Genomic DNA, 23,686 nt, shown 5'->3' on the forward strand with positions numbered 1-23,686 from the left:
TCCAGAAAACCAAAAGGGGCCGCAAGGCCCTTTTTCATTTCGCGGCGCCCGCCGGCGGCGGCGCCACCGTATCCCACAGCGCCCCGCTCAGCTCGCCTACCAGGTCGTCCGTATAGGCGGCTGGCGGCGACTGCATCGCCACCACGCGCCAGGCCTTGCCGTTCACCTCGACGATGCGCAGCTGCACCCGCTCCGGGCCCTTCCGGTGCAGGCCGCGGCCGACCCAGGAACGGCGCCCGCGGAACTCCGTGAAATAACTCTCGGCCAGCTCGAAGCGGTCGGCCAGCCGGTCTTCCAGCGCCTGCGCGTCCTGGCGCAATGCCCTCCCGCCCCCTTCCTCGTAGGCGAACAGCACTACCGCGTGCCCGCTGTACTGGGTGAACAGGTGCTGTGGCGACCCGTCCGCCCCCTGGCGCGTCTCCATCTTCCACTGGGCCGCGATGTTCGCCGTGTGTCCCGTCGCCGGATTGGTCCAGCTGGTGGGCGGCGCCGCCAGCATGGCGGTGGCTTCGCGGCTGTCCTGGCGGTCAATGCCGTCGAGGATCATGATGATCGCGAACAGGCCCACGAAAGCAAGGGCGAACACGGCCTTCGCCACCCAGCCCGTCGGGCTCGCGCTGACCAGGAAATAGCTGCCGTCATAGCTGGTCTGGATGCCTTTGCGCAGCCGCAGGCCCTGGCGCGCCATGGTCACCAGGCTGACGGCCGGCAGGCCCAGGCCGAGGCCGGCCCGCCACAGCGCCATGTTGCGCCTGACCAGCTCCCGGAAACCCGGTGCGCGTCCATCCGTCGTCATGACCCGCAAGCCCAGCAGCGCCTTGCCAGGCGTATTGCCGGCGGCGGATTGCAGGGCCGCGTCCAGCACCAGGCCGCCCGGCATGCAGGCGAGGCCGAACAGTTTCCAGCCGAATGGGGTCTCCAGCCAGTGCAGGAAGGCGGGCGAGGTCTTGCACAGGAGGTAGCCGAACACCAGGGCGACCAGGCCAGTCTGCCACCAGACGTCGAAGCTGCGCGCGAACCAGCGGGCCCAGGCGCCGGCCAGCGGGAAGGCCGGCAAGACCATGCAGTCGGCAGGCAGGCAGCTCGGCAGCGCTGCGTCTTGCGTCACGGGAAAGAGCAATGCCGTCTGCTTGTCGAGTGGCTGCATGCTTGCGCCGGGCGGGTTAGGCCTTGATGTGAGGGATAAGTGATTAATTACACGAAAAGTGCAGCTGGGTCTTTGTTCTTGTACGAAAGTAAGACCACGTGCGAACGGCCGAGTTCGATCGTCGCCCTGCAGGTGTGGATCATCCTTGGCCTCGCGCAAATCCGGGCCGTTGTCGCAGCGAAACAGCTGTCAGTGCAATGTCAGCGCGAGCTCGGCGCGATCATGCCGCGCAGGCCGCTGGTGCGGTGGGTGCGCTCGGCGATGGCATCGAGCAGCACGGCGCCCGGCGGCGAGACCAGGGTGAACAGCTCGCTGGCGCGGGTGATGCCGGTGTAGACCAGCTCGCGGGTGAGCACGGCGCCGCGCTCGCGCGGCAGGGCCAGCACCGTGTGGCGGAATTCCGAACCCTGCGACTTGTGCACCGTCATGGCAAAGGCCGTTTCGACGTTGCGCAGGCGGGTGGCGAGCACGCTGCGCACCGTATCGCCTTCCAGGAAATAGACGCGCAGCGCACCGGGACGGGCCGGATCCGGCAGGGTGACGCCGATGTCGCCGTTATAGACGCCGGTGCCGTAATCATTGCGGGTGACCATCACCGGACGCCCGACGTACCACTCGCCGTTCGGCCTCAAGAGCCCGGCCTGGGCCAGGCGCGCGGCCACGGCCTCGTTCAGGCCGGTCACGCCCCATTCGCCGTCGCGCACGGCGCACAGGATGCGGAAGGACTCGAAGCGCTGCAGCACCTGGCGCACCCATTCTTTATGATTCGTGTTCAATCCGGCCTCCGGGGCCGTATTCAACACATCCAGGTAAGAACCGTAGCCGGACTGGGCCAGCTGCAGCACATGCTGCTGCTGGGCGTTCTCGATCCAGCGCACGCCGCTTTTCTCGGCATTGCCGGCGCGCAGCACGGCTTCGGCGCGCAGCGCGTCGCCGGCGTTCACCGCCAGCGCCAGCTGGCCGATCGGGCCGCCGAAGCGCCGGCTGTGGCGCAGCATCACGGTCTGCTGGGCCAGGGCGCCGGCGTCGCCCAGGAATTCGCTGGGGAGCTCTTCGCCGCTGGCGGCCAGCGCGTAGTCGAGGGTGGCTTCGGTGTAGCCGCCGGCCTGGGCGTTGTGGCACAGGTCGCCCAGCACCGCGCCCGCCTCCACCGAGGCCAGCTGGTCCTTGTCGCCCAGCAGGATCAGCGTCGCGTTGGGCGGCAGCGCATCGAGCAGCGAGGCCATCATTTCGAGGTGGACCATCGAGGCTTCATCGACGATCAGGACGTCGACGTCGAGCGGATTGCCGCGGTGGTGGGCAAAGGCGCGGGTGTCGGGCCGCGCACCCAGTAGGCTGTGCAGGGTACGCGCCGCGCCCATGCGCTGGGTCAGGTCGCGCAGCGGCAGTTGCGAACCGACCTTGTCGGCCAGCTCGCCCAGCGCCTTGTCGATCGACTGCTTCAGGCGCGCCGCCGCCTTGCCGGTCGGCGCGGCCAGGGCGATGCGCTGGCTGCCCGCTTCCGGCGCGGTGGCGAACAGCAGCGCCAGCAGGCGCGCCACGGTATAGGTCTTGCCGGTGCCGGGGCCGCCGGTGATGATCGCCACCGAACCGCGCAGTGCGATGGCGCAGGCCAGCTTCTGCCAGTCCGGCCCCTCGTTGCCAGCCTGGGTCGAGAACAGGACGTCGAGCCAGCCGCGCACGTCGCGCACGTCGACCTCGCGCAGCTTGGTGGCGCGCTCGCGCACCGCGCGCGCCACCAGGGTCTCGTCGCGCCAGTAGCGGCGCAGGTAGAGGCGGTCGCCGTCGAGCACCAGCGGCTGGTCGTAGTCGAAGGCGCCGACTTCCCACACCTGGCCGCAGGCGGCCAGATGCTGGGCCCAGGCCTGCGCCGCCTTCGGCAGCGGGCCGGCGGCGCGCGCGAGCATCTTCCACTGCTCGTCTTCCCAGCCGAGCAGCGCGGCCGGGCCGGCGGCCAGGTCGGCCAGCAGCAGGCAGCTGTGGCCCTGCCCTTCGAGCTCGGACAGCACGCTCGAGGCCAGCACCAGCGACGGCGGCGTCGGGCCGAGCGAGGCGATGAAGCGGGCAAAGGCGCAAGACAGGCGGCGCAGCTCGCCCGTTTCGCTCAGGCGCGTCAGTTCGCTCCACAGCAGCTCGATATTCGCCTCAGTCCTGGCCATGTCTTACTCCTCCTTGCCCAGCAGGCGTTCGAGACCGTCCAGCAGTTCCAGGTCCGGGTCCAGGACGCAGCAGCCGCGCGTGTCCGTGTTCGCGATCCCGCGCAGGAACAGGAACACGGCCCCGCCCAGCTGGCGGCGCGGCTCGTAGGCATCGCCCAGGCGGCTTTTGAGCAGGCGGTGCAGCGCCAGCATGTAGATGCTGCCCTGGATATCATAACGGTGGTCGGCCATGCCCAGTTCCATCGCAGCCTGGGTATAGGCGGCGTCGCCCGGGCCCAGCGCATTGGTCTTGTAGTCGAGCACCCAGTAGCGTCCCTCGTGCTCGAACACGAGGTCGGCGAAGCCCTTGAGCATGCCGTGCAGGACCCGCTCCGGCAAGATCGGGCGCTCCAGGCCCTTCATGATGCGCGCGCGGCACAGGCGGTCGAGCTGCACCACATCGAGGCGCTCGCTGGGGAACCAGAATTCCAGTTCCGGCACCGGATCGCGCAAGTCACTCAACGAGGCGCCCAGCGGCGGCAGCGGCGTGGTGGCGGCCGCATGCAGCCAGGCCAGGGCGTCGTCCAGGCGGTGCCCCCAGCCGGCGCGCTCGATGCGCTGGCCCAGGCGCACCAGGTATTCCGGTTCATCGGCGCGCTCGAAGCCTTCGCCCGCCATCCACTCGAGCTGCTCGTGCATGAAATTGCCGGGCACCGAGCCGCGCGGGAAGCGGTGCCAGGGTGCGTCGTCGATGCGCGGCGGGGTCGCCAGTTGCGGGTCTTCTTCGAGCAGGGTCTGTTCCTGGGCGCGCATCGGCGCCGGCGGCGGGGGCGCCGCTGGCAGCTGGGCGCTCACGGCATGGCGCACCAGCGAGGTAAAGGAACCGATCGACCAGTCGCGTTCGAAACGGGCCTCGTAGCGCGGCGCCGCCAACAGGTCCGGGCGCACGTCCTCGCGCGCCAGCAGCGTGCGGCCTTCAGCCTCGGCCAGGTCGTGCAGCACGATGCCGTCGACGTCCCCGCGCAGGCGCTCCAGGCGCTCGCGCAGCAGTTCGGCCTCGATCTTCTCGCCGCCCCCTAACAGGTAGCCCAGCGCCGACTCGTGCAGGCGGTTCTCGTTCTTGCTGCGGCCACTGATCGGCGCCGCGCCCAGCCACAGGAAGTGACGCGCGCGCGTCAAAGCCACGTAGAGCAGGCGCAGGTCTTCTTCCAGGCGCGCGCGGTCGACGGCTTCGAGCGCCTCTTCGCCCATCGCCAGGTCGAGGTGGCGTGCGCCGTCCTGCCCCACGAATTCGAAGAAGGCGCGGTTGCGGCGGTCGGTCCGGCGCGCGGTCACCGCGAACGGCAGGTAGACCAGCGGATATTCCAGGCCCTTCGACTTGTGGACCGTCACCACCTTGACCAGTTCGGCATCGCTTTCCAGGCGCAGCACCCGTTCGTCGCCGCCCTCGCCCAGGCCTTCGAGCTGCTCGGCCAGCCAGCGGATCAGGGCCTGCTCGCCTTCCAACTGGGTGCTGGCTTCCTGCAGCAGTTCGGCCAGGTGCAGCAAATTGGTCAGGCGGCGCTCGCCGCCCGGCTGGCGCAGCAGGCGCGCCGGCAGGCCGAGTTCGTGCACGAAGCGGCGCAGCATGGCCAGCACGCCCTGGCGCTGCCAGGCGCCGTGCAGGTTCTTCAGCTGCTCGACGCGCGCTTCCCAGGCCACTTCGTCGGACGACAGCCTGGCCAGTTCGCCCAGCGGCAGGCCGGCGGTGCGGGTGGCGAAGGCGGCGCGCGCCAGGGTGCCGTCGAGGGGGTTGGCGACCGCGTACAGCCAGCGCAGCACGTCGGCCGCTTCTTCGCTCTCGACCACGGAATCCTTGTCGGACAGGTAGACGCTCGCCACCTTGCGCTCGACCAGGGCGCGGCGCACGGCAGCGGCCTCGCGCCGGTCGCGCACCAGGATCGCGATATCGGCCGGCATCAGGCGGCGGAAACGCTCGCCGTCCGAGAAGCCGACGCGCTCGTCTCCCAGCAGGCCCACGATGTGCTCGGCGCAGTGGTGGGCAAAATAGTCGCGGTAGGCTTCCTGGTTCATGGGGCCGGCACAGCACACCGACATCGCGTGCTGCGGACCATCGGCTCCGACCAGGCGCTCGCGGTGGCCCTTGGCCGCCACCGCCTCGAACGGCAGCGGATTGTCCTCGCCGCGGCGGAAGCGGAAGGCGCCGGCCGGATAGCCGCCCTGCCCTTCGTGCCCTTCGGCGTGGCGGAACAGCTGGTTCACCGCTTCCACCAGCGGCGCGGTGGAACGGTAATTCACGCCCAGCTGGTAGTGGCGGCCCGCGGTCGCGCGGCGCGCGGACAGATAGCTGTGGATGTCGGCGCCGCGGAAACCGTAGATCGACTGCTTGGGGTCGCCGATCAGGAACAGCCCGCGCTCCGGATCGTTATCGGCCACCCGGTACAGCAGGTCGAAGATGCGGTACTGGTCGGGCGAGGTGTCCTGGAATTCGTCGACCATCGCCACCGGGAACTGCTGCACGATGCGTGCGCGCAGCGCTTCGCCGTTCGGCCCCTCCAGCGCGTCCTTCAGGCGCTCCAGCATGTCGGCAAAGCCGAACTGGCGGTTGCGCGCCTTCAGCTCGCGCATGCGCGCGGCGATGTGGCTGGCGGCATGGCGCAGCAAGGCATGCGACAGCGGCTGCAGTCGCGCCAGCGCTTCCTTCAGCGGCGCCGTGAATGCGAAGCAGGCCGGCACCTCGGCCACGAAGTCCTTGCTGAAGGCGTCCACGATGCCGTCCGGGCACAGGCGCTTCCATGCGGTGTCGTTCAGGTCGGGCAGCACGCGCGCCGGATCCTGGGCCCAGGCGCGCAGCGCCTCGAACCACTTCACCAGCGAATCGGCGCGCATCTTGTTGCCGTTGAAGCACTTGGCATTGCGCTCGCGCTGGGCCGCAATCCAGCCCTCCATCTCGTCGGCGCGGGCAGCCCAGCCTTCCTTGAGGCTGGCCAGTTCGGCGCGCAGGGCAGCCTGCACGCGTGCCACCACCACGCCGAGCGGCTCCGGCGCGCATTCACCCAGCAGGTGGGTGCGCGTGACCAGTTCGCGCACGCCGCCCTTGAGGGCTTCGACGTCCTTCCAGCACTCGCGCACCGAGGCCAGGGCATTCGCGCCCAGCGGGTAGATGTGCTGGCGCCAGTAGTCGTGCGCCGCGTCCTCGAACAGGGCCCGCTCGTCGCTCACCAGTTCTTCATCGAACAGGCTGCCGGAGTCAAAGGCGTGTTCGCGCAGCATGCGCTGGCACCAGGCGTCGATGGTGAAGATCGCCGCCTCGTCCATCGTTTCGGCGGCCAGCACCAGGCGATGCGCCGCCACGCTGCGCTCCGCTTCGCCCGGATAGGCCGCGAGCAGCTCGCGTAAATAAGGGTCGTCGGCGTCGAGCTGGCCGCGGAAGAAGGCAGCCGCCTCCACCAGGCGCTCGCGCACCCGGTTGGCCAGTTCGCGCGTGGCGGCGCGGGTGAAGGTCATCACCAGGATTTCGCTCGGCAGCAGCGGACGCAGGTAGGCGGCGTCAAGCCCGTGGCCCAGCACCAGGCGCAGGTAAAGCGCGGCGATGGTCCAGGTCTTGCCGGTGCCGGCCGAGGCCTCGATCAGGCGCGTGCCGTGCAGCGGGAAGATTAACGGTTCGAGGAGCTGGCTCATTCGCTCTCCTCCGCCACGGCGCCATTCAGGGGCGCCACGTGCACCGCGCTTTCCAGCCATTCGGCCAGCGGCCCGTACAGGTCGCGCGCCACGTGCGGCCAGTCGCCGGCCGCCACCAGGGCCGCGAAGTCCGGCCACAGGCGCGCCAGGCACAGTTCATCGACCTCGCCCGAGATCTCATAGCCGCCGTCGTAGACACTGCGCGCATCGCCTTCCTGCAGCAGCGCCAGCGCGGTCTTGCAGGCCACGCCCAGCGGGCGGTCCAGGTTGGTGCGCCACAGTGTGGCCAGGTCGTGCAGCGTGGCAGCGGCATCGAGCGGGCTCATGGCGTCCATGGTCAGGATGGCGTCGCGCGCCACCAGGTGGCCTGCCACGGGCGCGCCGGCCGCGGCGGCGGCCAGCTGGCGCAGCCATGCGTCGATCAGCTTGTCGCCGCGCGGGCGCCCTTCCCGGTCCAGCACCTTGGACGACACCTGCATCAGCCAGGCGGTTTCCTCGCCATCGGTGCGCAGGCGGTCGATCCAGTCGTCTAGGACAATCCCCTCGCCCAGGCCCAGGCTGACCGCACGCTTGGGCGCCGTGTGCGGGAAGCGCGCGCCCAATTCCAGCCAGGCGGTGCGCACCGGGACCAGGCCGTCGACCAGCTCCTGCTGCCAGTGGCGGCCCAGCAGGCCGATCGGCAGCACGCCTTCGCGCGCCAGGCGTTCGGCGCGCGTGGTCAGCAGGGTGCGCACCTCGTGCGGCTGTTCGGCGGGCCCGCTGTCGTCGAGCAGGTGGTCCTCGATGAAGTAGCGCTCCAGCGCGTCGAGCGAGAACGGCTCCTCGTCCTCGCCGACCACGGCGGCATCGGCGAACACCACGCCCAGGCGGCGCCGGAAGAAGTAGCGCGCCGGCTGGCGCAGGAAAGCGGCCAGCTCTCCCAGCTTCAGTACGAAGCCCGGCTCCATTTCATAGGGCGGCAGCGCGTCCACCGCGCTCTCCGTTTCGTCGGCGCCGTGGGCCGAGCGCCACTCGCCCGCATAGGTCAGCAGGCCGCCCCGTTCGAAGTAGCGCCGGCTGAAGGGCTGCAGCGCGTGTTCGACCGTGCGCTCCGATAAATCGAGGTCCCAGCCGTTCTTGAGGTAGTCGCGCAGCTGGGCCACCAGCACCGAGGCCGGCTGCTCGCTGTTGTCGCGCACGTTGCGCCCGACCCAGCTGACGTACAGCTTGTCGCGCGCCGACAGCAGGGCTTCCAGCATCAGGTAGCGGTCGTCGTCGCGGCGCGAACGGTCGCCGGGACGCGCCATGCCGGGCAGCGCCAGCAGGTCGAAGTCGGCCTGTTGGGTACGGCGTGGGAAGTCGCCATCGTTCATGCCGAGCAGGCACACCACGCGGAACGGCACGGCGCGCATCGGCATCAGGGTGCAGAAGGTCACGCCACCCGACACGAACTGGTGGTTCAGGGTCGGCTGGTCGAGCTGGCCGAGCCAGGATTCGCGCATCACGGCAAGGGGTACCGGCTCGCTGAATTCGGCGCTGTCACAGGTCTCGAGCCAGCACTGCAGCGCCTCGTTCAGCTGGGCCAGGGTCAGGCGGTCGGCTTCGATGGCGGGATGGAAGAAGCCGGCGAGCAGCGCGCGCGCAGCTTCGCCCCACTCGGCCGGGGTGCGCGACTGCACCAGCGCGGCGCGCCAATGCAGCAGGGTGTCGATGAACTGGGCCAGCGAGCCGGCCAGGGCGGCGTCCAGCCCGCCCACTTCCGCATACGGCTCGATGTCGCCGAAGCTGGCGCCGGCGCCGCTGGCATAGCCGAGCAGCATGCGGCGCACGCCGAAGATCCAGGCATTCTGCTCGCCCACCGAAGCCAGCCCCAGGCCGGCACGGTGTTCGCGGTCCAGGCCCCAGCGCACGCCCGAGCCCTCGATCCAGCGGCCGAGGATGGGCAGGTCGTCGGCCTCGAGGCCGAAGCGTCCGGCCACGGCCGGGACGTCCAGCAGGTCGCGCACTTCGCTCTGGCGGCAGCGCTGCTGCGGCAGGCGCAGCAGCCATTCGAGCGCCACCAGCAGCGGGTTCACGCTGCGGTCGCGCACGTCGCCGATCTCGAAGGGGATGTGGCGCGGATCCTTGCGGCGATGCTGGTCGAACACGGCGTGGATCGCGGCCGAGAACACGTCGATGTCGGGCACCATCACCACCACGTCGCGCGGGCGCAGGCTGGGGTCCTGGGCGAACCAGGACAGCAGCTGGTCGTGCAGCACCTCGACTTCGCGCTGGACGCTGTGGGTGATGTGGAACTCGATCGAGCGGTCCTCGCGCGGCGGCGCCACGTGCGGGTGTTCGTCGGGCGGCAGCAGGTCGCGCACCGCGGCCTGCACCTGCTGCAGCAGGGTCTCGCCCTCGCTGTCGTCGAACAGGTCGACCCGCATGTTGTCGTAACGGCTGCCCTCGCCCTGGTCGAACTCGTCGAGCATGCGCACGAAGTCGCGTCCCTGGCGGCCCCAGCTCGCCAGCAGCGGGTGGGCATGCATGTGCAGTTCCTCGACCGGTACGCTCGCCAGTTCCAGGCCGCCGCGCGGCTGCTGGCGGCGCCGTGCGGCCTTGAGCAGTTCGCGCCCCTCGATGATGTCGCCCCAGTAGAAGCGGCAGGGATTCGGCACCGCGAACAGCACCTGGGTATGGCGCGACAGAGCGGCGATGGCCTGCAGGGTCTGGTAAGGCAGGGTCGACATGCCGAACAGGATCACGCGGCGCGGCAGGCGCGATGCGGGTTCACGGCCGGACTCGACCGCGGCCAGGAACTGCTCGTGGATACTGGCGCGGCCGGTGACGCGCTGTTCAAGCGGCAGGCTGGCGTGGATTTCACGCCACAGGCAGGCCTGCCATTTCAGGTCGGGCCCCAGCGGCAGCGGGTCGCCCACCGGGCGGCGCAGCTGGTCGCGCCCCGCTTCCCAGTCGGCCAGCCAGTCGGAACGGTAGACCTGGTACTGGTCGTACAGGTCGGCCAGGCGCTCGGCCAGCTGCAGGCGGCGTTCGGGGCAACCGTCGCCCAGGAACTGCTTGAGCGGGGCGTAGCTGGCGTCCTCCACCAGGCTGGGGAGCAGGCGCATCAGGCGCCAGGTGAGCGGGTCCTTGTCGAAGGGCGCGCGGGTGGGCACCCGCTCGCGCCCGAGCATGCCGCGGTAGGCTTCCCACAGGAAGCGCGCCGGCAGCGCCACGCGGGTGGCGGCGCACACGCCCATTTCCTCGGCCAGCGCGATCTTCAGCCACTCGGCCACCCCGTTCGACTGCACCAGGATGGTCTCCTGCTCGAGCGCGCCCAGCGGGTGGCGGCGCAGCCAGTCGAACATGGCGCTGCGCAGCAATTCCATCTGGTTGCCGTGCAAGATTAACAAGCCTGGGGTGATCGGGGAGGACATCGGAACGCTTGGGTTGCTCAAGGGGCAAAGGATACCTGTTTTGGGGGCGGCACGGAAGGCTTGGTGCTGAGCATTGACTCTTCAGCAAGCCCGGAAAACCGCCCTTAATACCGGTCGTGGTCGCGCACTCCGAGGCGGGCCGTGATCTCGCGTTCGATGCGCCCCAGTTGGACGCGCAGGCGCGCCGCCAGTGCGCGCGCCTGGGCCGGACGCTGGGCCTGTCCTTCGAGCTCTTCGCACAGGCCGGCGAAGCCGATGGCGCCGACCGCGCGTGCCGAGGACTTGACGCGGTGCGCCACCGCCACCACCGCCGCCATGTCGCCGGCGCCGAGCGCGGCCTCGATCTCGTCCAGCGAGGTGCGCGCGCTCGACACGAACAGGAAAGCATATTTGCGCATCCGTTCGCGCTCGCCGCCGAAGGTGGATTCCAGCACCGCATAGTCGACGGCGGCGTCGCCCGCCACCGGGGCGGCCACCAGGTCCGGCGCCGGCGCCGCGCTGCGCCCCAGGCAGCGCGCGATGGTGGCGGCCAGCAGCTCGGGCACTACCGGCTTGGTCAGGAATTCGTCCATGCCGGCCTGCAGGCAGCGCTCCCGGTCCTCGAGTCCGGCGTTGGCGGTCATGGCGATCACCAGGGTATCGCGCAGCTGCGGATCCTGGCGGATGCGGCGGGTCGCCTCCAGCCCGTCCATGACCGGCATTTGCAAGTCCATCAGGACGCAATCGAAGCGCCCCTGCGCCATCGCGTCCAGGGCCTCGGCGCCGTTGCCGGCCACGCTGACGACAGCGCCGGCATGCTCCAGCAGCTCGCGCGCGACCTGCTGGTTGAAGGGATTGTCCTCGACCAGCAGCACGGCGCAGCCGTCCAGGCGCATCGGCCCCGCGCCGATCGCCGGCGCCGCCCCCAGGCCGGCGCCGGCGCCGTCGTCCAGCCCCAGGCGCGCCGTGAACCAGAAGGTGCTGCCGCGCCCCGGCGCACTGTCGACCCCGACCTCGCCGCGCATCAGTTCCGCCAGCTGCTTGCTGATCACCAGGCCCAGGCCGGTGCCGCCATGGCGGCGTGTGGCCGAGGGGTCGGCCTGGTGGAAGGGGGTGAACAGGCTGGCCAGCTTGTCGGGCGCGATACCGATGCCGCTGTCCTGCACGTCGAAACGCACCAGCAGCTCGGGACCGAAGGCGTGTTCCAGGCAGGCGCGCAGCAGGATGCGGCCCTGCTCGGAAAACTTGACCGCGTTGCCGGCAAAATTCAGCAGCACCTGCTCCAGCCGCAGCGGGTCGCCGCGCAGGGGACGCATCAGCTCGGGCGCGATCTCGAGGTCGAAGCCGAGGCCCTTGGCGCTTGCCTCCTGGCTTAGCTGCTGTTCGACGTTGCGCATCACCGCCTCCAGCATGAAGCCGCGCGTCGCCAGCTCCAGCTTGCCGGCTTCGATCTTGGAAAAGTCGAGGATGTCGTTGATGATGCCCAGCAGGTGCTGGCCCGAATGGAAGATCTTGTCCAGGTAGCCGCGCAGCTGCGCATCGGGGCGCGACTGCAGCGCCAGGTGGGTCATGCCGATGATGCTGTTCATCGGCGTGCGGATCTCGTGGCTCATGTTCGACAGAAAGTCGCTCTTGGCCTGGTTGGCGGCATCGGCGCGCGCCTTCAGCTCGTGCACGGTGGTGATGTCGGTCGAGATGCACAGCACGGCCGGCATCTCGCCGTCCGGATGCAGGGGCACGCGCACGCTCCACATCTGGCGCACGCTGCCGTCGCGCAGCGTCAGTTCGGCCTGGCAGGCGTGACGTTCGCCCTTTTCCAGCACGGCGCGGTCGCGCTCCCAGATGCGCTCGGCCATCTCGGCGCGCAGCACGTCGAGGTCGCGCTGGCCGACAATGCTGGCCGCCGGCAGTCCGACCAGGGCGGCACTCTTCGCATTGACGTAGCGGAAGCGCCGCGCGCTGTCCTTCAGGTAGACGTAGGCGTCCAGGTTGTCGAGCACCGAATCGAGCAGCAGGCGCTGGTCGAGCGCGATGCGGCGCGAGCGCATCAGGTTGAAGAACAGCGCAAAGCCCAGCAGGCTGACGCCGAAGCCGGAACCGAAGGCCAGCAGCGGCAGGTAGCGGTCGGCGCCCACCGCCATGGCGGCGCGGTCGGCCGAGAAATGCGCCTTCCAGGGGGTGCCGACGTAATCGATCGGCAGCAGGGTCGTGAAGCGCCCGCCAGCTGCGGGCTTGCCGCGCACTTCGGGGCCGACCAGCAGGCGGTCGCGCGCATCGAGCGCCAGCGGCCCGCCCTGCTTGGCGCCGGCACGCGCCGGGCCGGTCTCGCTGTACAGGCTGAGCGCAACCGGCTGGCGCGCTTCCGGCCCAAGGGCGCGGCGCACCAGTTCGTCGACCGAGAAGGCGATGCCGATGCTGCCGATGTAGCGCGCGCGCCGCTCCTCCACCGTGGGTGGCAGGCCGCCCCCCTGGTACAGCGATTCGCGCATGCCGAGCGCAGTGTGGGGCGTGGGGAGCTCGAGCCGGACCGGATTGCCGGAAGCGCCCAGCGTGCCCTGGTCGCGGGTGCGCTCCAGCACCGGACGCACCAACGGCTGGGCGGCGATGTCAAGGCCAAGCCGGTTGTTGGGCTGCGTCGCCGGTTCGACCCAGGCGATCACCGCGTACCAGGGGCGGCGCCCGGCGGGCCGAATGTCGAAGTCCGGATAGCCGGCCGGATCCACGCTGCGGTCGGCGCGCATGCGCGCGACAAAGGCGTCGCGCTCGGCGTCCGGAACGTAGGCGATAAAGGAGACCGCTTCGATCGCCGGGAACTGGGTCGGCAGGTCGATCGCCTTGACGTAGCGCCGCAGGTTCAGCCGGGTCAGCCCATCGGCGGCGGCGTGCAGCGCCGTCATCCCGCGCACCACCCGTGCATAGGACTGGATCGCGCTCGAGATGCGCTCCTGGGCCAGGCGCGACACCGTCTCGAAGCGGCGCCGCGCGTCGGCTTCGACCGCGCCGGCGGCGACCCGGTAGCACAGCGCGCCGACCGCGAGCGACAGCGCCAGCCCGGCCAGCCAGGGAGCGGCCGCCACCACCCGGGCGGCCAGGCTCGTGTTGTTCGCGGGGGTATCCGCGCTCGCATGTGCTGCATTGTCTGCTGCTGCCTTGCCGGTCGACGAGTGATCCATTCTGCTCCAGACGTGCGGTTAGGCCCGCTCGATATTGCTAGTATAGGCAATCCGCAGGCCAACTTTCTCAACGATACTCACCAAGCCCTTCATGATGCCAGAGCCCCAGGCCCCTGTTCAACCCAACGACGACCCCTATCTCTGGCTCGAGGAGGTCGACGGCGTGCGCGCCCTGGCCTGGGTCGGCGAACGCAATCGCGCCACCGAGGCCGAACTGGAGGGGTACGCCGGCCACGCCGCCCTGCGCACGCGCCTGCGCGCCATCCTCGACTCCACCGAGCGGATTCCCTACGCGGGCTGCCATGCCGGCCTGCTGTACAACTTCTGGCGCGACGCCGCCCATCCGCGCGGCCTGTGGCGCCGCTGCGCACTGGACGAATACCGCAAGGAGGCGCCCGCATGGGAGATCCTGATCGACCTCGACGCCCTGGCGCGCGACGAAGGCGAGAACTGGGTCTGGGGCGGGGTCACCTGGCTCGAACCTGCCAAGGACCGCTGCCTGGTATCGCTCTCGCGCGGCGGCGGCGACGCCAAAGTCGTGCGCGAGTTCGACGCGGGCGAAGGCCGCTTCGTGGCGGACGGCTTCACCCTGCTTGAAGCCAAGAGCGACGTGGCCTGGATCGACCGCGACACCCTGTTCGTCGGCACCGATTTCGGCCCGGGCTCGCTCACCGATTCCGGCTACCCGCGCATCGTCAAGATCTGGCGCCGCGGCACGCCCCTGGCGGCGGCAAGCACCGTCTTCGAGGCCGCCGGCGACGACCTGTCGGCCTCCGGCTGGTGTGACGCCACGCCCGGCTTCGAGCGCCAGTTCGTGCAGCGCCAGATCGGCTTCTACAGCAGCGAACTGTTCGTGCGCCAGGGCGACGCGCTGCGCAATGTGCCGAAGCCGATCGATGCCAACGCCTTCGCGGTGCGCGACCAGCTGGTGATCGAACTGCGCTCCGATTGGGAACATGGCGGCCGCCACTTCCCGCAGGGCGCCCTGCTGGCCGCCCCGTTCGACGCCTTCCTCGAGGGCACGGCCCAGTGCGAGCCGCTGTTCCTGCCCTCGCCCACCACCTCGCTCGACGGCTTGACGGTGACCCGCGACGCGCTGCTGCTCACGGTCCTCGACAAGGTCAAGAACCGCCTGGTCGAGGTGCGCCGCACGGGCGGCGCCTGGCAGGCGCGCGACGTTGCCCTGCCCGGCATGGGGTCGATCGACACCTGGGCCTTCGACGCCGTTGCCTCGAACCGCTACTTCCTCACCCTCACCGGCTTTACCGAACCGTCCACCCTGTACCTGATGGAAGCGGGCGAAGAGGCGCGCGAGCCGCTGAAGGCGATGCCGGCCTTCTTCGATGCCGCCGGGCTGCAGGTCCACCAATTCGAGGCGGTGTCGAAAGACGGGACCCGGGTTCCCTACTTCGCCGTGATGCAGGGCGAGACCCGCCTGGACGGGAACAATCCGACAGTCCTGTACGGCTATGGCGGCTTCGAGGTGTCGCTGAAGCCCTCCTACGGCGCGCTCAGCGGCGCTGCCTGGCTGGAAGGCGGCGGCGTCTACGTGGTGGCCAACATCCGCGGCGGCGGCGAGTTCGGCCCGGGCTGGCACCAGGCGGCGCTGAAGGAACACCGCCAGCGCGCGTTCGACGACTTCATCGCCGTGGCCGAAGACCTGGTCGCGCGCGGCATCAGCAGCCCCGAGCGCCTGGGCATCATGGGCGGCAGCAACGGCGGCCTGCTGGTCGGCGCGGTGCTGACCCAGCGTCCCGAACTCTTTGGCGCCGTGGTGTGCCAGGTGCCGCTGCTGGACATGCGGCGCTACCACCAGCTGCTGGCGGGCGCCTCCTGGATGGGCGAATACGGCGACCCAGACGACCCCGCCGAGTGGGCATGGATCGGGCGCTACTCGCCCTACCAGCAGGTCCGCGCGGACGGGCGCTATCCGCGCGTGCTGTTCACCACCTCGACCCGCGACGACCGTGTCCATCCGGGCCATGCACGCAAGATGGCGGCGCGCATGCTCGACCAGGGCCACGACGTGCTGTACTGGGAGAATACCGAGGGAGGCCATGCCGGCGCTGCCGACAATGCGCAGACCGCGCGCATGTGGGCTCTGACCTGGACCTTCCTCCGGCACCAGCTGCGTGCCTAGCAATTCCCCCCATGGCGTCGCTGGACCGTCTCGCCGTACTAGCGTACTGTCTTCGACGGTCCGCCTCGCCCTAGGGGTTTTGCTAGGCGCGCAGGCCGGGCTTAGGACGCCATGCGCTGGGCAAACAGCGCTTCCCAAGTAGCGCGCACGTCCACGTAGAAGGCCACCGCGTTCTCGATGCCGATCTTCTGCGGCTCGCCGAGGCGGCTGGTGACCACGCCGGCGCGCCGGGTCAGGCGCTCCATCGCGGTGGTGGTCACGGTGACGTAGTGCGTGATGCCGTTCTCGATGCCGTAGCGGACCACGGCTTCGAAACACTGCATCGTCATGTCGGAAAAGCCGTAGCGGTTTTCCTTGTCGGTCTCGAGGGCGAAGCGCGACAGCTCCCAGATGTGGGGGTCGCTCGGCGCGTCCTGCCCTTCCAGAAGCTGGGCGAAAGAATCCTTGAGCATGTACGGGCCTTCGGTCGGCAGCAGGCGCCAGCAGCCCAGCAGCACGCCGGCCGGCTCGCGCATCACCATGTAGGCTGGATCGAGGGCGTCGTAGCCATCGATTTCCATGCCCGACAGCACCGGCACTTCCCAGCCTAGGCGCCCGCTGAATACTTTGGCGCGCAGCTTGTGCATTTCCCACAGGTCTTTGGATTTGAATTCACGACGTGCTGCGATTTTGATCTGCATATTCATTTTCGGCCCCTTTGTTTGTGGTGGTTCAAAGCTATGCTGCTGGCATACAAGGTTCATGCAATACGGGCAAAACTGGAACTAGCAGCTCTGCTAGGTTTGTATGCGCGGCGTCGGTGGAATACTTGCAGACTGCATAGCCAACGACAAAAAGGAGCAGACATGGCAAACGAAGTGATGTGCGAAGCACTGGCAGCGGAACTGGAAGCGCAGCAGGCGGCGCAGGTTGAAGGCGGCAGGCGCAACAAGCCCCACGAGCTGCGGCGTCTGCGCATTGCAAAACGGGAAAGTCAGGAGAAGTTCTGGAGCCGCTTCGGGGTGACCCAGTCGAGCGGCAGCCGCTTCGAGACCGGGCTCGAGCTGCCGCCACCGGTCGCGATCCTGCTGCGCCTATACGTCAACGGCAGGGTCAGCGATGGTGATCTTCAGGTGTGATGAGGCCGAGGGCGATTGCCTTGACGACCGCCTGCTGACGCGTGTTCACGCCGAACTTCTGGCGCACGTTCGCCAGGTGGAAATTGACGGTCGCCTCGGAACAGTTGGTGATTCTGGCGATCTCCCATGAGGACTTGCCGACCATGACCCATTGCAGCACTTCGAGCTCGCGCCGGGTCAGGCGCGGCAAGTCCGGTTCCAGCTTGCCTTCGCGAAAACGCGCCGAAGAAGCGAAGGCATAGTCGCGGATCAGGGACAGCGCCGGCAGGGTCTGGAGGAGCTGCTGCTCGAAAGGGGCGTCGGGCCGCATGTCGGAGGCGAAGCTGACCATGCCCAGTTCGCCATGCGGACCATGGATCGGCAGCGTCACGCCGCTGCGGATCCCGTGCGCGCTGGCTTCCTCGTACAGGGCGCCGGGCACGCCGCCGCCGAAGGTCGACGGCGCCCAGATCAGCGGCAGGATGTTCGATACGCAGTGCCCTACCGTTGGATCCACATACGCGAAGCCGTTGGCGTCGTAGCGCTCGCGCCACTCAGCCGAATAATTACTGCGTGTGAAAGCGTGCTCGAAGCGAACATGACGGGAAGGTACAACACCAAACAACACTTGATCGAAGCCCAGGCTATGTGCGAGCTTAAACAGACGCTCTGTCCATGTGCGATCGTCGCCGGCTTCCAACAGCTCAAGCAGTAATGCAGTTTCTATCATAGGGACAAATGCGGGTCACTGTGTCGCTCATGCTAAATGACTTCGTCGTTTAACAAGGCAAATTCGACGCGATTACTTCTGTGTTCCTCACTGAAGAGAGAGCAACTGTAGTGTCATTACAACAAGCATATTTTCAATCGTGCGCAAGCATCTTCCAATTTACGTTACCCTCCGCCAGTTATCCAGCTAAAGTTTTCTGAATTGCAAGATTTCTTGATTCCAGCGTCACATTTGGCCACCGCAATGCTTGACTTGAGTCTATACAAGAGTATCTTCTCAGGATTTCACAGTTCACAGTCGCCGGTTTTACCCGCGGCGCCCCACTCTCTTACCCAACACGCGAAACAAGGACTTAGTCGATGAACAACATGACCGACATGGGCGAACAGTTGGACGTCAAGCTATTGCTGACCACCCTGATGGCGCTCAAGAAAGGCGACTTTTCGGTGCGCATGCCCTCGGACTGGACCGGCGTGTCCGGCAAGATCGCCGACACCCTGAACGACATCATCTCGACCAAGGAAAAGATGGTCGAGACGGTCACCGAAGTGTCGCGTGTCGTCGGCCGCGAAGGCCACCTGACCCAGCGCGCTGACGTGCCGGGCGTGGTGGGCGGCTGGGCCACCATCATCAGCTCGGTCAACACCCTGATCGACGACCTGGTGCGCCCGACCACCGAGATGGCGCGCGTCATCGGCGCGGTGGCGAAGGGCGACCTGTCCCAGACCATGGCGCTGGAAGTCGACGGCCACCCGCTGAAGGGCCAATACCTGCGCGCGGCGATGACCGCGAACACCATGGTGGAACAGCTGTCCTCGTTCTCCTCCGAAGTGACGCGCGTGGCGCGCGAGGTGGGTACAGAAGGTAAACTGGGCGGCCAGGCGCAGGTGAAGGGCGTGGCGGGTACCTGGAAGGACTTGACCGACTCGGTGAACTCGATGGCGGGTAACCTGACGTCGCAGGTGCGTAACATCGCGGAGGTGACTACCGCGGTGGCGAACGGCGACTTGTCGAAGAAAATTACCGTGGACGTGCGCGGCGAGATCCTGCAGCTGAAGGACACCATTAACGTCATGGTGGACCAGCTGCGCTCCTTCGCATCCGAAGTGACCCGCGTGGCGCGTGAGGTGGGTACCGAGGGCAAGCTGGGCGGCCAGGCATACGTGCCGGGCGTCGGCGGCACCTGGAAGGACTTGACCGACAACGTGAACTTCATGGCGTCGAACCTGACGGGCCAGGTGCGTAACATCGCGGCGGTGACGACCGCGGTGGCGAACGGCGACTTGTCCAAGAAAATTACCGTGGACGTGAAGGGCGAGATTCTCGAACTGAAGAACACGATTAACGTCATGGTGGACCAGCTGTCCTCCTTCGCATCCGAGGTGACCCGAGTCGCCCGTGAGGTGGGTACCGAGGGCAAGCTGGGCGGCCAGGCGCAGGTGAAGGGCGTCGGCGGTACCTGGAAGGACTTGACCGACTCGGTGAACTCGATGGCGGGTAACCTGACCGGCCAGGTGCGTAACATCGCGGACGTGACCACCGCGGTGGCGAACGGTGACTTGTCCAAGAAGATTACCGTGGACGTGAAGGGCGAGATTCTCGAACTGAAGAACACCATCAACGTGATGGTCGACCAGCTGAACTCCTTCGCATCCGAAGTGACCCGTGTGGCGCGTGAGGTGGGTACCGAGGGCCGCCTGGGCGGCCAGGCGAACGTGCCTGGCGTCGCGGGTACCTGGAAGGACTTGACCGACAACGTGAACTTCATGGCGGGTAACCTGACCGGCCAGGTGCGTAACATCGCGGAGGTGACCACCGCGGTGGCGAACGGCGACCTGTCCAAGAAGATTACGGTGGACGTGAAGGGCGAGATTCTCGAACTGAAGAACACCATTAACGTCATGGTGGACCAGCTGTCTTCCTTCGCATCCGAGGTGACCCGCGTGGCGCGTGAGGTGGGTACCGAAGGTAAGCTGGGCGGGCAGGCCTACGTGCCGGGCGTCGGCGGTACCTGGAAGGACTTGACCGACAACGTGAACTTCATGGCGTCGAACCTGACGGGCCAGGTGCGTAACATCGCGGCGGTGACGACCGCGGTGGCGCGCGGTGACTTGTCCAAGAAGATTACCGTGGACGTGAAGGGCGAGATTCTCGAACTGAAGGACACCATCAACGTCATGGTGGACCAGCTGTCCTCCTTCGCATCCGAGGTGACCCGCGTGGCGCGTGAGGTGGGTACCGAAGGTAAGCTGGGCGGCCAGGCAAACGTGTCCGGTGTGGCGGGTACCTGGAAGGACTTGACCGAGAACGTCAACCAGCTGGCGGCAAACCTGACCAACCAGATGCGCGCGATCGGTGAAGTGGCAACCGCGGTGACCCGTGGTGACCTCTCGCGTTCCATTCAGGTGGAAGCGCGCGGCGAGGTGTCCTACCTGAAGGACAACATCAACGAGATGATCCGTAACCTGAAGGAGACCACGCAGAAGAACGCGCAGCAGGACTGGCTGAAGACCAACCTGGCGCGCTTCACCCGCCTGCTGCAGGGCCAGCGCGACCTCCAGGCAGTGACCAAGCTGATTCTGTCGGAACTGGCTCCGCTGGTTTCGGCGCATCACGGCGTGTTCTACATGATGGACTCGCAGGAGACCGATGCACGCCTGCGCATGATCGCCTCCTACGGCTACCGTTCCAGCCGCAAGCTGCCGACCTCCTTCCTGCCGGGCGAAGGCCTGGTGGGCCAGTGCGCGCTGGAGAAGAACCGCATCTGGCTGACCGACGTACCGCGCGACTACATCGTGGTGTCCTCGGGCCTGGGCTCGGCGCCGCCGAACAACATCGTGGTGCTGCCGATCCTGTTCGAACAGCAGGTCAAGGCGGTCATCGAGATCGCTTCGCTCGACCGCTTCACCGAAACCCACCTGTCCTTCCTCGACCAGCTGATGGAATCGATCGGCGTGGTGCTGAACACCATCGAGGCGAACAGCCGTACCGAGTCGCTGCTGACCCAGTCGCAGTCGCTGGCGCAGGAACTGCAGCAGACCAACCAGGAACTGGCGGAGAAGGCGCGCCTCCTGTCCGAGCAGAACATCGAGGTGGAACGCAAGAACCGCGAGGTGGAACAGGCCAAGCTGGCGCTGGAAGAAAAGGCGACCCAGCTGGCCCTGTCCTCGAAGTACAAGTCCGAGTTCCTGGCCAACATGTCGCACGAATTGCGGACACCGTTGAACTCGCTCCTGATCCTGGCGCAGCAGCTTTCCGATAACCCCGAGGGCAACCTGTCGGGCAAGCAGGTGGAATTCGCGAAGACCATCCACGGCTCCGGTTCCGACCTCTTGACCCTGATTAACGACATTCTCGACCTGTCGAAGATCGAATCCGGTACCGTCACGCTGGACGTGTCGGAATACCGCTTCTCGAACCTGCGCAACTACGTGGACCGCACCTTCCGCCACATGGCCGAAGCCAAGCACCTCGGCTTCGAGGTCGAACTGGCGGACAACCTGCCGACAGCGGTGATGACCGATACCACGCGCCTGCAGCAGGTCCTGAAGAACCTGCTGTCGAACGCGTTCAAGTTCACCAGCCACGGCACGGTGTCGATGACCATCAGCCTGGTGGGCAGCGGCTGGACCCACGACCACCCGAACCTGGTGCACGCCGATGCGGTGCTGGCCTTCTCGGTGCGCGACACCGGCGTCGGCATCCCGTCCGACAAGCTGCAGCTGATCTTCGAGGCATTCCAGCAGGCCGACGGTTCGACCGCGCGTAAATATGGCGGCACCGGTCTGGGCCTGTCGATCTCGCGCGAACTGGCGCGCCTGCTGGGCGGCGAGATCCGCGTCGAATCGACCGTCAACGTCGGCTCGACCTTCACGCTCTACCTGCCGTACAACCGCGCCGGCTTCGTCAACTACGAACAGGCGCGCCAGCCGCAACCGGCACGCCTGGCCCCGCCGCCGGCTCCGGCGACGACCGTGTCCTACCAGCCGGTGGTGCAGGCTGCCGCCGACGTGGCGACCGTCGATGCCGTGGAAACCGGCTCGCTGGTGGAATATTCCTCGGTGCTGGACGACCGCGGCCTGGTGACCCCGGGCGACCCATCGGTGCTGATCGTGGAAGACGACGAGCGCTTCGCCAAGGTGCTGCTCGACTTCGCCCGTGAGAAGAACTTCAAGGGCATCGTCACCCAGCGCGGCGACTCGGCGCTGTCGCTGGCGCGCGATTACCTGCCGTCCGCGATCCTGCTCGACATCGATCTGCCGGACATCGACGGCTTCACGGTGCTCGACCGCCTCAAGCGCGATCCGAACACCCGCCACATCCCGGTGCACGTGATGTCCTCGCTGCGCGAGCGCGAGCGCGCGCTGCGCCAGGGCGCCATCTCGTACATCAACAAGCCGGTGGGACGCGAGGCGCTTCAGGAAGAATTCAAGCGCATCCAGAAGTTCCTGATGGGCGGCAAGCGCTCGCTGCTGGTGGTGGAAGACGACATGGCCCAGCGCGAGTCGATCGTGGCCCTAATCGGCAATACCGACATCCACATGGTGACCGTCGATACCGGCGCCGCCGCGATGGAAGCGCTGGAGAGCTCGCACTTCGACTGCATGGTGCTGGACCTGACGCTGCCGGACATCTCGGGCTTCGACCTGCTCGACCGTATCGGCGGCAACGAGCGCCTGCGCGACCTGCCGGTGGTGATCTATACCGCCAAGGAGCTCTCGCGCAAGGAAGTCACGAAACTCAAGCGCTACGCCAAGACCATCGTCATGAAGGACGCCCGCTCGCCGGAACGCCTGCTGGACGAGACCGCGCTGTTCCTGCACCGTTCGCAAGCCAGCCTGCCGGAGAACCAGCGTCGCATGCTGGAAGAAATCCACGCGCTCGATGGCGGCCTGGCCGGCCGCAAGGTGCTGATCGTCGACGACGACCTGCGCAACATCTTCGCGCTGTCCACGCTGCTGGAGCGCCAGCAGATGCAGGTGCTGTTCGCCGAGAACGGCCGTGACGGCATCGAAGTGCTGGAGAAGGATCCGACCATCGAGATCGTCCTGATGGACATCATGATGCCGGAGATGGACGGCTACGACACGATGCGCGCAATCCGCCGCATTCCGAAGTTCCGTTCGCTGCCGATCATCACCCTGACCGCGAAGGCGATGAAGGGTGACCGTGACAAGTGCATCGCCGCCGGCGCCTCGGACTACATCACCAAGCCGGTCGATGTGGCCCAGCTGCTGTCGATGATGCGGGTCTGGCTGCACTGATGGGCGAGCTGAGCGCCTGGACCGGGTTTGCCGCCGTCCAGGCGACCGAGGAGCTCGAGATCGAACTGTTGCTGGAGGCCGTCTACCAGCGCTTCGGTTTCGATTTCCGTGGCTATGCGCGCCCCCGGCTGCGCGAGCGCCTGCTGGCCGTGCTGCAGGCGCGCGGCCTGGCGACCATCTCCAGCCTGCAGGAGCGGGTGCTGCACGAAGCGGGCGCCGCCCAGGACGTGCTGCGCGCGCTGGCGGTGCCGAAGGCGGAACTGTTCGACCTGCCGGAGGACACGCGCCGCCTGCGCGCCGCGCTGGGCGACAGCCTGCGCCCGACCGCCCTGCCGAAAGTCTGGCTGGCGGAACCGGCCGGCGTGGCCGAGGCCTGGACGCTGGCGATCCTGCTGGCCGAGGAAAAGCTGTACGGACGCACCGAGGTGTTCGCCACCGTGGCCAGCGACGAGCTGCTGTTCGACGCGCGCAACGCCAGCCTGCCGGTGGCCCAGCTGGCGCAGTCGCAGCCGCTGTACGAGGCCAGCGGGGGCAGCGGCCGCCTGGCCGACTACTTCGAGGTGTCCAGCGGCGAAGCGCGCCTGCTGCCGCGCCTGCGCGAGCGCATCACCTGGGCGCAGTACAGCCTGGTGACCGACGCCTCGTTCAACGAGTTCCACGGCATCGTCTGCCGCCGCGCCCTGCCCGACTTCGGCCCGGTGCTGCGCCAGCGCGTGCTGCGCCTGTTCCGCGACAGTCTGTCGCTGTTCGGAGTGCTGGGGCTGGATCGCGAACTGGGGCCGGCGGATGCGGGAGTGATGGATTACCAGCCGCTGTTTGCGGAAGGGGCTTGGTACAAGCGCGTTAGATGATTATTTGTGTTACTGACCGCGTGGGCAGGAAATCTGCCCACCCTACAGAACTCGGCGGTTCGTAGGGTGGGCGGGTCTCCCGCCCACGCGT

At 67.8% G+C, this 23,686-nt stretch carries 11 protein-coding genes; 4 read left to right on the forward strand and 7 right to left on the reverse strand.

Features of this window, described 5'->3' with window-relative positions; translation table 11 throughout:
* Positions 1-34: 34 nt before the first annotated feature.
* The 5 genes from GV068_RS10750 to GV068_RS10770 form a co-directional block, all read right to left on the reverse strand.
* Positions 35-1,147 (reverse strand): RDD family protein, encoded by a 1,113-nt coding sequence (locus GV068_RS10750; RefSeq protein WP_159697314.1) that lies wholly within the window; start codon positions 1,145-1,147, stop codon positions 35-37.
* Positions 1,148-1,347: 200 nt separating this feature from the next.
* Complete coding sequence (gene recD, locus GV068_RS10755; RefSeq protein WP_159697315.1) at positions 1,348-3,306, reverse strand: exodeoxyribonuclease V subunit alpha; 1,959 nt, start codon at positions 3,304-3,306, stop codon at positions 1,348-1,350.
* Between the two features lie 3 nt (positions 3,307-3,309).
* Entirely contained in the window at positions 3,310-6,966 is a 3,657-nt protein-coding gene (recB, locus tag GV068_RS10760; RefSeq protein ID WP_159697316.1) for an exodeoxyribonuclease V subunit beta, read from the reverse strand.
* Positions 6,963-10,361, reverse strand: a complete 3,399-nt coding sequence (gene recC, locus GV068_RS10765; RefSeq protein ID WP_159697317.1) for an exodeoxyribonuclease V subunit gamma — start codon at positions 10,359-10,361, stop codon at positions 6,963-6,965. Before recC ends, recB begins: the two co-directional genes overlap by 4 nt.
* A 104-nt stretch (positions 10,362-10,465) precedes the next feature.
* Complete coding sequence (locus GV068_RS10770; protein ID WP_159697318.1) at positions 10,466-13,513, reverse strand: CHASE domain-containing protein; 3,048 nt, start codon at positions 13,511-13,513, stop codon at positions 10,466-10,468.
* Between the two features lie 91 nt (positions 13,514-13,604).
* On the opposite strand from GV068_RS10770, the gene GV068_RS10775 reads away from it, so the two are divergent.
* On the forward strand, positions 13,605-15,653 hold the full coding sequence (locus tag GV068_RS10775) for a prolyl oligopeptidase family protein (protein ID WP_159697319.1): 2,049 nt from the start codon (positions 13,605-13,607) through the stop codon (positions 15,651-15,653).
* Between the two features lie 101 nt (positions 15,654-15,754).
* On the opposite strand, the gene GV068_RS10780 is transcribed toward GV068_RS10775, so the two are convergent.
* Positions 15,755-16,339, reverse strand: a complete 585-nt coding sequence (locus tag GV068_RS10780) for an acyl-homoserine-lactone synthase (protein ID WP_159697320.1) — start codon at positions 16,337-16,339, stop codon at positions 15,755-15,757.
* Between the two features lie 159 nt (positions 16,340-16,498).
* Between GV068_RS10780 and GV068_RS10785 the strand changes: the two genes are divergently transcribed.
* Positions 16,499-16,771 (forward strand): DNA-binding transcriptional regulator, encoded by a 273-nt coding sequence (locus GV068_RS10785; protein WP_159697321.1) that lies wholly within the window; start codon positions 16,499-16,501, stop codon positions 16,769-16,771.
* Here the strand turns inward: GV068_RS10785 and GV068_RS10790 are convergent.
* On the reverse strand, positions 16,746-17,480 hold the full coding sequence (locus GV068_RS10790; protein WP_159697322.1) for a LuxR family transcriptional regulator: 735 nt from the start codon (positions 17,478-17,480) through the stop codon (positions 16,746-16,748). The two genes, GV068_RS10785 and GV068_RS10790, sit on opposite strands and share 26 nt — an antisense overlap.
* A gap of 359 nt (positions 17,481-17,839) precedes the next feature.
* Here GV068_RS10790 and GV068_RS10795 point away from each other — a divergent pair, with 359 nt between their 5' ends.
* A complete protein-coding gene (locus GV068_RS10795; RefSeq protein ID WP_159697323.1) occupies positions 17,840-22,744 on the forward strand; it encodes a HAMP domain-containing protein in 4,905 nt (1,634 codons plus the stop codon).
* Positions 22,744-23,595: a CheR family methyltransferase gene (locus tag GV068_RS10800; protein ID WP_159697324.1), complete on the forward strand. Its 852-nt coding sequence runs from the start codon at positions 22,744-22,746 to the stop codon at positions 23,593-23,595. The genes GV068_RS10795 and GV068_RS10800 overlap by 1 nt, the downstream gene beginning before the upstream one ends.
* The last annotated feature ends 91 nt before the right edge of the window (positions 23,596-23,686 follow it).

Origin of the sequence: Massilia sp. 9I, from assembly GCF_902506415.1 — a bacterium.
In the GTDB taxonomy this organism is placed as follows: Bacteria; Pseudomonadota; Gammaproteobacteria; order Burkholderiales; family Burkholderiaceae_D; genus Telluria.